Annotated in this window: 8 protein-coding genes and 1 pseudogene; 3 read left to right on the top strand and 6 right to left on the bottom strand. The window is 36.2% G+C overall.

Annotated features, from left to right (window positions below; genetic code table 11):
• Positions 1–83: 83 nt before the first annotated feature.
• Positions 84–497, top strand: coding sequence for a nucleoside-diphosphate kinase (ndk, locus tag HT721_RS00290; protein WP_173228676.1), 414 nt, complete (start codon positions 84–86; stop codon positions 495–497).
• Between the two features lie 718 nt (positions 498–1,215).
• Here the strand turns inward: ndk and HT721_RS00285 are convergent.
• From HT721_RS00285 to HT721_RS00260, 6 genes and pseudogenes are all read right to left on the bottom strand, one after another.
• Entirely contained in the window at positions 1,216–1,848 is a 633-nt protein-coding gene (locus HT721_RS00285) for an ABC transporter ATP-binding protein (RefSeq protein WP_173228674.1), read from the bottom strand.
• A gap of 1 nt (position 1,849) precedes the next feature.
• Positions 1,850–3,865 carry a DUF1430 domain-containing protein gene (locus tag HT721_RS00280; protein WP_173228672.1) on the bottom strand — a complete coding sequence of 672 codons (2,016 nt, stop codon included), beginning with the start codon at positions 3,863–3,865 and terminating at the stop codon, positions 1,850–1,852.
• A 113-nt stretch (positions 3,866–3,978) separates the two neighbouring features.
• Positions 3,979–4,635 carry an ATP-binding cassette domain-containing protein gene (locus HT721_RS00275; RefSeq protein ID WP_033685029.1) on the bottom strand — a complete coding sequence of 219 codons (657 nt, stop codon included), beginning with the start codon at positions 4,633–4,635 and terminating at the stop codon, positions 3,979–3,981.
• Between the two features lie 4 nt (positions 4,636–4,639).
• A complete protein-coding gene (locus tag HT721_RS00270) occupies positions 4,640–6,841 on the bottom strand; it encodes an ABC transporter permease (protein ID WP_173228670.1) in 2,202 nt (733 codons plus the stop codon).
• A complete protein-coding gene (locus HT721_RS00265; RefSeq protein WP_240148751.1) occupies positions 6,838–7,140 on the bottom strand; it encodes a hypothetical protein in 303 nt (100 codons plus the stop codon). The genes HT721_RS00270 and HT721_RS00265 overlap by 4 nt, the downstream gene beginning before the upstream one ends.
• A gap of 152 nt (positions 7,141–7,292) precedes the next feature.
• Positions 7,293–7,475, bottom strand: a pseudogene (locus HT721_RS00260) (PhrA family quorum-sensing system peptide).
• Between the two features lie 190 nt (positions 7,476–7,665).
• On the opposite strand from HT721_RS00260, the gene HT721_RS00255 reads away from it, so the two are divergent.
• Both HT721_RS00255 and HT721_RS00250 read left to right on the top strand, forming a co-directional pair.
• Positions 7,666–8,529, top strand: coding sequence for a helix-turn-helix transcriptional regulator (locus HT721_RS00255; RefSeq protein ID WP_173228668.1), 864 nt, complete (start codon positions 7,666–7,668; stop codon positions 8,527–8,529).
• A gap of 286 nt (positions 8,530–8,815) precedes the next feature.
• Positions 8,816–9,436, top strand: a complete 621-nt coding sequence (locus tag HT721_RS00250) for a hypothetical protein (protein WP_173228666.1) — start codon at positions 8,816–8,818, stop codon at positions 9,434–9,436.
• The last annotated feature ends 77 nt before the right edge of the window (positions 9,437–9,513 follow it).

Raw genomic sequence — 9,513 nt, 5'->3', positions numbered from 1 at the left:
ATACCTACGGCAAGGCGACGTTGACGTGGTTTGAAGAGATTTTCGAAGAGTATAAAAGAAAGAAGCTGACAAAGGAGACAGGTATGGAACAAACATTCTTTATTATTAAACCAGATGGTGTAAAAAGAGGATTAGTAGGTGAAGTGTTGAAACGCATCGAACAACGTGGATTTACAATCGAAAAATTGGAGTTGCGTACAAAGGTTTCAGAAGGGTTAATTGATCAGCACTATCAGGACTTGGTTGGTCAAAGTTTTTACCCACCGATTCGTGAATTCATGACTTCAGGGCCGGTTTTTGTGGGTATTATTTCTGGTCCCAAAGTAATCGAAACTTGGCGGACTATGATGGGTGCGACTCGCCCAGAAGAAGCTTTACCAGGCACTATTCGAGGTGATTTTGCAAAAGCTGCTGGAGAAAATGAGGCTATCCAAAATGTTGTACATGGTTCAGATTCAGAAGAGTCAGCTAAGCGAGAAATTGCTCTTTGGTTTTAAGAGTTGATTGACCAAAGAGATTGGTTAAAAGCTCATTTGAATAGAAAGTATAGTCAATTAGTTTAAGATATGACGCATAATATCAAATTTTTAGTTTTTGATATGGTGCGTTTTTTTGATTATGTGACTATTAGTCCGTCTCGCTCCATTAGGTGCGAGACAAAAAAACACCCGCTATGCGGGTGCGCGTCGAAGGTTATACCAAAAAAACTCCAAACGCGATACAATAAAGGTGTTCAAGCCAATTGTAAAGCGAAAGGAGAAAAATATGGCACAAAAGGTTCTTTTGTCCTGTTCTTGTTTCAATTGACTATATTTCTATACTTTTTCTTCCTTTCTCTGTGAATATCGCAAGTTTTTCCCACCTTTTCTCAATACTGAAACAACATCTTTCCAGAACTTCAATAATTTCTTTTTGTGTTAAATCATTATTTAACTAAATCTTTGGAGGCAATACGTTTTCAAAGCTACTTTTTTACCATAGGTTTTGAGCCTTCAACACAGATTACTAAGCCAAAAATGCTCTAAATTTTTGAAATTCTAACAAATTCCACTCAACTTTATCATCATCTTTGACTTTCACAATATCTTCCTCAAAATAACATGGAATAAAGATAGTTTTCTTTTGAAACGGTTGTAGGAGGAAAATCTCTCCTACACTATTATTGATTCATGATAATATTTCAGTAACTCATGGTGCAATTAAAAACAAGGATTTTTATTTCAGACGATCCATCGTGAACACTTCATCAGCCATCTCCCAAATTGCCGGATTATGTGTTGCGATAATGATTAGCCTATTATCATCTCGAAGAGATAGCAAAATCTCCATAATCAACTGAGAGGTTGCTGGGTCTATTGAAGCTGTTGGCTCATCTGCCAGAATAAGGGGTGGATTCTTTAAGATAACTTTTGCCAAGGCAACCCGTTGCGATTCTCCGCCCGATAACTCAAAGATGCGCTTATCTAGGTCAAGATAAGCCAGGCCGACCTGTTCTAAAGCCTGCTTCTGCCTCAACCGCTGTTCCGACCGACTCAACTTTTGACCAATGAGACCTAGCTTAAGGTTTTCTTCAATACTTTGGTTTTCAATTAAGCCAAAGTTCTGGAAGAGGTAGCCCAATTCGTGACGGAAAAAATCACTCGATTTATAATTGGCCAAGTCTTTACCTCGGTAAAAAATCGTCCCATAATAAGATTCTAATTTCCCAATCATGTTCATCAAGGTTGTTTTTCCGCTACCACTTGAACCAATTAAGGCATAGACTTTTCCAGCCTCAAATGTCATTGAAAGATTCGAAAATAACTCTCGTTCTCCAAAAGATTTACTCACCTGTTTAAGTTCAATCATATTAACCTCCCTTCAAAACAAGCATGGACATCTTGTTTTCTTTCTGCATTTGGACATGTAACTGTAAAAGAGATAGACCAGTAAAGAGTAACAAGACTAAGAAAGCAACTAGTATCTCTACCTGAAGAAATACACTCGCAACAAATCCCAGTAAAAACACACCCAGTTGAGCAAAGAGATAAGTGCGATGGATTTCTAAGAACCTGAGACCTGCAATGCGTTTGATAAAAATGGCACGTCTAAATTCTTCAAAGTAGAGCCTATTCATAGTGTTAAACAACAAGATTGAAGTTGCAATCCCAAGCACAGCTCCTGCTAGCATTACCCAACGTTCCCTCTGGATATTATCCAATAATGTGATGTAGTTGTGGTAACCTGTTTGCATTTCTGAGACCCAATTTTCAATGCCTTGTCTCTGGATAAGCTCTTGGGCATCAGACAATTGATTAAAGAGAACGTAGTTCTGTACTGCGTCTACCCAAAACAAAATGGACTGTGGACCAGTTGATTGGGGTGTTATAACAATGATGATTGGATCTTTCAAAAACTGCTGGTAAGAAATAGGGGTCGTATTATACACAAAACGATCCTGACCTGATTCTAAATAACCTACCGTAGCAGTCATTTGCTGTCGTTCATCTTGACTAGACATGCGACTGGTTAAGTCGTCTTCAAAAACAGATTTATAATGTTCTTCCTCTGAACGGAGGTGTTCAGGCAGCAATAAGACAAACTCCCCTACATCAAGGTGATTCATCTTTTGCTCAATAGTTGTATCTACAGGAATGTTTTGACGCTCCAAGTATTGCGGTGTGACGATAAGGACATTGCCATTCGGGCTGTAATCGTGCCATTCTGTAGAGGTTGTCAAGTTTTTGGAGGAAGCCATGCCATTTTGCAAAGTACGTTCAATTAACTGGTGTCTAGATAAGAAAGCCTTTTGTTCTGAAACAGCCAGATCCATCAATTGATACCAAGTTCTGAATTTCTTTTGAGCTTGTTCATCAAAACCAGGACTCGTTCCTTCACGGCTGATTGATAGGGTAATCAGTTGCCTTTCCTGGCTCCAAGCCTCTTGTCCAATCCGATGCTGTTGCCAGGCTTGGGAATACTTTAAGCTACTCCCTATTCCCAGCGTTACAATAATAATCGCTAATAGTTGACCGATTAAAATCAAACTAATGATTCCTCTGACAGGCACTTGCCCTTTTATAATCTGCATCAGGTGTATCTTTTTTATCCCAACTGCGAAGAGTTGAGCGAAAAACAGGGAGATCAACAACAAGATGAGATTATAACTGAGCAAGCCTTCTCCTATGGTCATTAGGGATTGCGTTGGAAGCGACAGAATTTTTTGCATAAGAATGGCGAGCACGCCAGCTAAACTGAAACCAACAGCTATCCCTTTCAAATCCTCACCAACTGGTCTAAGGAAAATGGACCACCGTTTCTCTCCTGAAATGAGGCGAATGCCCGATGACCGTAATTGGCTAATTTGACTAATTAAAGTCAGTGCTCCAAAGGTTAAGATGAAAATCAATAAACTGATTAACTGAAATCCATTACTAAAGATAGCCATTAACGTAGATAGTTTAGATGGAATTGTCAGGTGCATGTTAGTCAAGCCAAGTTGGCTTAGCTCCTCCCTTAGCAAGTGAATATCTAGGTTTCCATCGAATACAAAATAGTTTGTTTCAACACTACTACTTTGAGCATTTTCTAGATTTTTTTCCTGTAGCCCATCAGGCAACTTTCCGTTCCCAAAGGTTGTATAAGAAAACACTGGAGTACCTTCTGAGTTAGGATCTTGGTGTTGAATCGCAATAAAGCTATCCGTTTCTTCTGCTAGTTTTTCCAAGCGTGTAGCAACATGCTGAAAAGTTGTTTCAGGGGAAGAATCACGTACAACAACGTTGGGGTAATAATAGGAGACATATGTATCAGTCCAAATGGTAAATACCCAAACAAAGAACAAACTAGCAAGCAGGTTGGATATGAGTATAAATAATTTTTTCATAGTGCATTCCTTATTCTAAAACGGAGGGCAGAAATACCCCTGACCTCTATAAACTAACAAGCTTACTAAACTATTGATAGAAGTAACCGTATCAAGTGCTAATAATGGTTGAGTTAATTTACAAGAACCGACTCCAGTGAAATGATCCTATCACATTGCCGTGCTTGCTCCATGTTATGCGTAACAACCAAAATTGTTTTACCAAATTGATCTCTCAAAGTTCGAATCAAATCGAATGCTTTTTGAGACATTTCAGGATCTAACGATCCGGTTGGTTCATCTGCTAGGACAATATCTCCGGGCTTTAAAATAGCTCTCACAATCGCAATTCTCTGCTGTTCACCTCCCGATAATTCATTGATTTTACTATTTAACCGATTTTGTAGACCAACAAATTCTAGCGTTTCCTTGATTCTCTGCTCTTTCTCCTGTCTAGAGAAATTCGAAAAAGTCATGGCAAGCATCAGGTTATCTTTCACACTAGATGTAGAAATGAGTGCATTGGATTGAAAAAGATAGTTGATGACATTCCTTCGATAATGAACTGCTGATTGCGAATTTACCTTAGGCAAAACTTTTCCGTTGATTAGGATTTTACCACTGTCAACAGTATCCAATAGTCCAATCATATTGAGGATAGTCGATTTTCCAGAACCAGAAGGTCCTACTAAAGCTACAAATTCATTTTCCTCAATATCAAAGCTTAAGTCTTTGAAAATTTCTCTTGAACCAAATTGTTTTGATACATTTTGTACTGAAATTCTAGACATGAGATTACTCCTTAAATGATTGTATGATACTCTCTCCTTCTTTACGGAACAAACTGAAGTAAAGAAGCATTATCTGAAAAGCAAATGTAGCTAGTGTCATGACTATTCCCAACTTAGAACCCACCAAGATAGAAACGATTAGTTCCATCACAGAAAAACTAATAATGAGAGAAACCACACCAATATATCTTTTCCATGGTGAGAATCCCATAAAGTATTGAACATACAATTTTTCTTCAAATAACAAGCGGTACATTAAGACAAAACTCCAGAAAATAGCCATCATCGTAATGATGATAATCGCTATAATCGTGCCGAAAAGATAAAATGTATAACTCAGATCTTTTTGAAGACCATTGATAAAGTTCTTGACAGTTGTAAAACTCAACCGATTATCCGTTAAATCTGGAAATTCTGTTTCTAAAACGGACACTACCTGTTCCATTGTTTCCCTATCACGAATCTTCAAAAGACCATTATAGCCGCTGACAACTAAGTTTGCCGACTCCATGAAATATAGATTCTCTGGTGTTGAGACAAAAATAACTGGATTCTCACTAGTTGTACCATAAGAAATGGAATCTGACCAAGTAAATATTGGTCGAGACGGTTGGTAAACCTTGAACATAAATTTCGGATTTTCTGTGAAATTAGTTTGTAAATCTCCCGGTTTTACAGTGACACTTTCCTGTAAATAAGCCTTCATCGCCTCAAGTTCTTCTGTATTGAGCGTGTTAGGTAGAAGATAAAGTCTAGTACCATTCCTCATCTCTAGCAACTCCTCATCACTTAGGGGAATACCTAACTCTTGCAGGTAATTATAGGAGAATTTCAAATACCAAAATGGTTTTTTAGGGACATGTTGGTATGTCCCATAGACTGCATCAAGGTACTCCTGATTAAGAAATTTTCCTTGGGCAATATAGACACCTGGAAGCTCAGATATACGCTGGTAAAAGTTATACATACTACGCTCAAGGGAATTTGTAGTTCCTGCATATGTACCTACATCATCTCCCTCAACAAAGCTGGAGATAACGTACATATCTTCAACATTTTTCCACTCCCTAGATACTTTCATATTCTCAATAAACTGATTCGTTGGAGCATCTAAAGAGTAACTGACTGCGATTAACAAACCAGCTACCAAGGTATAGAGTAACAAGCAGGTTACCATTAAAGGCTTCATTGGTAATCGTTTATGAATTGCGGCTAATGGAGAAACCGAATAAACAATAATCGTTGGAATAATGAATATCAATAGTAGCAACAAGACTGAGAGGCTGACTCCAGCAAAAACTAGAATAAACGATGATAAACCAAAACTAGACCAGCCTGACAACAACCAACTACATAAAGAGATAATTGGAATAATGTAGATTGAAAATAGTAGAGAATTTTTGAAAAAAGCAGACCATAATTCTTTTCTATCCCATCCTAAAAGAATCAATGTTCCGAAATGTTTAAAGGATTGAAGAACACAGATTAAGAATAGAATCAGTAAAATGAAGGCATTTACTAAGATGCTGATAGCAAGTATTATTCCCCAAATTCCCTGATCAGTACTACTTCCAAAACTTTCTTTTGTCAAATCCTCAACAGAAATACCTGACATCTTTGAAAGATGCAACAGAAAGTTATCTCTTGAGACAGCATCGTGGAGACCATTGATATGGTATATCCCATTGATCGTATTAGTGTTTTGGAAAGTATAATCTAATCGTTCAATGACTACAGGTGTGCTAAATAATAAATCTGGAAGCTCGAAAAGCATATTATTTGAGCCTTTGTCAAGTCCAATAGTCATACTATTATCACTATGAGATAATAAATCTGCAAATTGTTGTTGTGAGACTACTATTTTACCCGTACTTTCAAAATCTGAAAAACCAGCAGAGCTGCCAAGGATGTCTATATAAATCCTATTTAGACCTTCTCCTGTATCACTACTTTCAGAACGTTTTGTCCATATGGACAAGTCACTCTGTTCTAAAAAATAATTAAATACATCTTGTGATTGCTCTTCTGTTAACTTCTGAAGATAAACTGTTACGGTCCCGGAATGATGATTATAACTCTGCCATGACTGTTGATACTGTAAACCTGCTAAAAAAATTGCCACCAGAGCAAGTAAGACACTCTGGATGGTAATCAAAAACAGGATTAAGTATCTCATTTTACCTAATAATATGTTTTTGTATGTCATAAGTACTTACCTACAATTCCAGTAACATTCAACTGTACAGTTCCAATGAATTTAGAAACATGTTCTTCTATTCCAGGTGATTGCCAGCCTGAGAATGACCCGTTAGCAGTTGCTGAGTGTTCGTAAACACTAGACTGAACATTTGAATAGCTCCAAAGACCAGCAGTACGACCATAATTCCAATAAACTGCAGTACCTTTATACCAAACTGTTGCAGCTGAAACAATCGAACCACCTGCACCAGCTAAAGTCAGTGTAAGTAAAGATGTTGTAATTATTTTTTTTATGCTTTTCTTCATCGTAAAGCCCTCACTTCTTTCACTTAAAATCTAACAATAACAATGACTGCATTTAGAAATATCAACAACTCACACCCTAGTACATCGGAATCCCTTCTTTCTAATTAAAAGTTAGATAAAACAGAAATACTATATAGTTAATAGTATTTTCATCATTTAATCAACCAATCAGCCTTCCCAACATCAAGACCATTGGACTTCTTTTGTGATTGGACTCGAATCTCCAATAGTTTATTCTTCTTAATAAACTATTGGTAAGGAATTGTATTACTAAACGTAAAAACACCTAGTAATGCTAATATAGCTAATTTTTGAATTCCACGATTTTTCTTCATTCGTGAAACCCTTTTCTTTTTTATTATCCTTATTTTAACAGATATATTTTATTTAGACAAGCATTTTTATGTAATTTTTGACTTTTTTTTTTATTTATTACCATAAAGAATTATTTATTTCTTTAACTTGCTATTTTGAACTAAAAATTTTATAATGAAATTAAGCAAATAGGAAGGTTTATTATCTTTAATGAATACACTCGCAGAGAAATTCAGATTGAAAAGAAAAGAGTTGAGACTCTCCCAACAAACTCTTGCAGAAGGAATTTGTGAACAAAGCCAGATTAGTAAAATTGAAAGAGGGCATTTCATTCCCTCCGCAGACCTTTTGTTCAAACTCTCCCAACGACTCGAAGTGCCATTAGATTATTTTTTTAATGAACAAATTGAAATTAAATCTAACCTCTCTAATTTCAAGCAATTATCTGCTCGACTATTAGATGACAGAAATTATGACGATTTAGAATATCTTTATAGAATAGAGATTGAACGAAGTACTTTTCTAACACTAGAAGACCGAACTTACCTTGAATGGATTAAAGCTATTATTGACTTCTATCAATATGACAGTAAGCGTGAGGCTATTTCTTCATTGGAAAATATATTATTAAAAGTAGCCTCAAATACTCTGATTTATTTAAAGGCCTTGAATACTCTATCTAATTTCTATTCCTTAGTGGGTCGTGAACAAGAATATGAGGCAAACTACTCTCATTTGATGGAGTTATATCAGACAAAAAATTTTGAGCATCAAGAATTTTTATTTGGCTACATCAGAGTTCGTTACAACTACGCTCACTACCTAGTATCAAAGGAAAAATATAATGAAGCCATCCAAGAAGCTCTTGAGACGATTGAACTCTGTAAACAAAGACAGACAAGCTACCAACTGGCTCCTCTACTTATTCTTGTAGGAAATGCTGGAGCCAAATTTCTAGACAAAGAACAAGTCAAAAATTATTATATAGAAGCAAGAGAGTTATGTAAGATTTATAACAATCCTTTAATGTTGATGAAGATAGAAAATTATTTGAAGGAATTAGGTACTGTTTAGTTAATCTTGACATTATAGTTTTTCTGAAACGTTAAATAACCTGTAAGGCTGATAGTGAAATGAATACTATCAGCCTTATTTCAAGTTTATATTCTTCCAAAATCTCTTCAAACCACGTCAGCTCTACCTGCAACCTCAAAACAGTGTNNTTCCTAGTTTGCTCTTTGATTTTCATTGAGTATTAGTCTCTGGTGTTTGTTTAGCGTCTTAAAAAGACATTTGAGAAGATTAGAAACAGTTCTCTCTTTTCTCCTAGTATAATGATTGGTAGGAAGGGAGAGAAAAGATGAAATCAATGAGAATCTTATTTTTGTTAGCTTTAATTCAAATCAGTTTGAGTAGCTGTTTCCTATGGAAGGAATGCATCTTGTCCTTTAAACAAAGTACAGCTTTTTTCATCGGAAGTATGGTCTTCGTTTCAGGAATCTGTGCTGGAGTAAATTATCTTTATACCCGTAAGCAAGAAGTCCATAGTGTCCTAGCCAGTAAGCAGTCGGTGAAGCTTCTTTACAGTATCCTGCTCTTAATTAATTTGTTAGGAGCTGTTCTTGTCCTGTCAGATAACTTGTTCATCAAAAATACGTTGCAGCAAGAATTAGTTGACTTTTTATTGCCATCCTTTTTCTTTCTATTTGGGCTAGATTTGCTGATTTTTTTACCCTTGAAAAAATACATGCGCGATTTGCTTGCTATGCTAGACAGAAAAAAGACAGTGTTGGTGACTGTTTTAGCAACACTTCTTTTCTTAAGAAATCCAATGACCATTGTCTCTCTTCTGATTTATATTGGACTGGGTTTGTTTTTTGCAGCCTATCTTGTCCCAAATTCTGTTAAGAAGGAAGTTTCCTTTTATGGTCATATTTTCCGAGATCTTGTATTGGTCATTGCTACGCTCATTTTCTTTTAGAGAAGGCTTGTTTTTATGGATGTTATGATGGTAATACTCTTCGAAAATCAAATTCAAACTACGTCAGCGTCGCCTTG

This window comes from Streptococcus sp. 4094 (assembly GCF_013277125.1).
Taxonomy (GTDB): Bacteria; Bacillota; Bacilli; order Lactobacillales; family Streptococcaceae; genus Streptococcus.
This window is presented reverse-complemented; position numbering and strand designations above follow the sequence as displayed.